This is a genomic window from Streptomyces olivaceoviridis, assembly GCF_014650115.1.
In the GTDB taxonomy this organism is placed as follows: Bacteria; Actinomycetota; Actinomycetes; order Streptomycetales; family Streptomycetaceae; genus Streptomyces; species Streptomyces olivaceoviridis.
On the sequence record NZ_BMUI01000097.1, the window covers coordinates 1 to 2,066 of the forward strand.

Annotated in this window: 1 protein-coding gene and 1 pseudogene; one reads left to right on the top strand and one right to left on the bottom strand. The window is 73.1% G+C overall.

The window, feature by feature from the left end; all coding sequences use genetic code 11:
• A partial coding sequence (locus IE273_RS43040) for an alpha-1,6-glucosidase domain-containing protein (RefSeq protein ID WP_189820547.1) occupies nucleotides 1-494 on the top strand: 494 nt, incomplete at its 5' end.
• Nucleotides 495-583: 89 nt separating this feature from the next.
• Here the strand turns inward: IE273_RS43040 and IE273_RS43045 are convergent.
• Nucleotides 584-2,066 (bottom strand): annotated as a pseudogene (locus IE273_RS43045) (pullulanase-associated domain-containing protein); the annotation flags it as partial.

Consider the following 2,066-nt stretch of genomic DNA (forward strand, 5'->3'; position numbering starts at 1 on the left):
ACAGCGGGGACTGGTTCAACGCCATCCACTGGAACTGCGCCGACGGCAACGGCTTCGGGCGCGGACTGCCCCCGGCCGCCGACAACGCCTCCACGTGGGACTACGCCCGGCCGCTGCTCACGAGCGTGAAGGTCGGCTGTGAGCAGATCACCGGCGCCTCGGCCGCCTACCGCGACCTGCTGAAGATCCGCACCACCGAGAAGGCGTTCTCCCTCGGGACGGCCGCGCGGGTGCAGGAACAGCTGTCGTTCCCGCTGTCCGGGAAGGACGAGACCCCCGGCGTGATCACCATGCGCCTCGGTGACCTGGTCGTCGTCTTCAACGCCACCCCCGACCGGCAGGAGCAGCGCGTCCCGGCGCTGGCCGGACAGCGCTACCGGCTGCACCCCGTGCAGGCGGCCGGTGCCGACGCGGTGGTGAAGACCTCCGCCTACACGACCGGCACCGGCACCTTCTCCGTGCCGGCGAGGACCGTGGCGGTGTTCACGGCCTGAGTCGACCGGCCCCGTACGGGGCTCGCGCGCACGACGGGTGCCCCTCGCTCGGCGAAGGGCACCCGTTCGGTCGTGGCCTCTCAGGAGAGGCGAACCCCGTTGGCGGCGAGCAGCGCTCCGTTGGCGGCCCGCTGCGTGGCGATGAGCTGGGCGCGCAGGGCGGCCGGGATGCGCTCGCGGTCGCGGGGATCGACCGTGAACGCCGGGTCGTCCGCCAGTTCGGGATGCGCCGACTTCTGCGCGTCCGTGAGCTTCGACGGGATCAGCCGCAGCCAGTACCCCTCGTCGGACAGCGCGCCGTCCTTGACGGTGATGCCGCCCTGGGGGGCGTAGACGAGCTGCTGGCTGGTGGAGTCGGTGGCCTTCGCCTTCCACACGACCGTGTCCGTGTCGATCCACCGGGCCTTGGCCGTGTCGATGTCCAGGTCGGGTGCGCTGCCCACCGTCGGCAGCAGGTAGTCGCTGTCGCCTGCGATCAGCCAGGTCTCCTTGCCGTAGGTGGCGAAGTCCAGCGACCGGTCGGCGGCGATGTCCTTCTCGTCGCCCTTGTGGACGATGTAGCTGAGCGAGGTCGCGCCGTCGGCGAGCGGCACCTCGAAGGTCACGCCGAAGGCGTCCCTGCCGGTCGGGGTGAGCGGCGCCGACCAGTCCGTGGGGTGTTCGGCCCCGGTCCAGGTGTGCAGGCCCCAGCCGTCGTAGTCGCCGTCGGCCCGGTGGTAGTGGATCACGGCCTTGGTCGCGTCGGGGGCCGGGTAGGCGCCGGACGGTGCCGTGTCCGACTGGCCGTCGTCGTCCTGCCGGATCCAGACCTCGCCCGTCTTGTCCAGGTCGATGGTGCGCTGGGGGCCGTCGGCGGTGCCGTTCCCGGTGACCGTGTACGTCAGGCTCCGCGCCCCGTCCTCCGGCTTGACCCAGGCGAACGCGCCGTAAGCGTCGCGCCCGGTGAACTCGGCCGACTGGCCGCCGGATTCGAGTCGCCGGCCGGTGTAGTCGCCGTCCGGGCGCTGGTAGTGCACCACGGCGTAGTCGCGGTGCAGGGCGCTCGGCGGCTGCGGGGCCGCCGGCCGGCCGGCCGTGGTGGTGGCGAGGTCGCTCGCGGTGCGGCCCGCGAGGTCGACGGCCACGGCCTTGTAGCGCAGGGGTGTGCCCTGCTCGATGGTGTCGGGCAGGTGCTGTGTGACCTTGTACGGGGCGTGGTCGGCGGTGCCGAGGATCTGCCACGGGCCGTTGCCGGCCTGGGCGGCGAAGACGACGCGGTTCAGGCCGCCGCCGCTGACGTCCGCGGAGATGTCGACGTCCCCGGTCGCGCCCGCCGTGGGGGCCTTGAGTTCCAGGGCCGGCCGGCTGACCGGCGTACCGAGCCGCTGTGTCGCCCGCAGCACCACGGACGACAGGGGCGGGACGGTGACGGTCACCCGGGTGTCGGCGCCGCTGGTCACCGTGCCGGTGGTGCCGTACAGGCCCCGGTAGGCGCGACCCGCGGCGCCCGTGGGAATCCGCACGGTCCGCGCCCGGGTGGCGTTGTTGAAGGCGACCAGGTAGTCGCGTCCCGCGCGGACGTCGGTCCGGGAG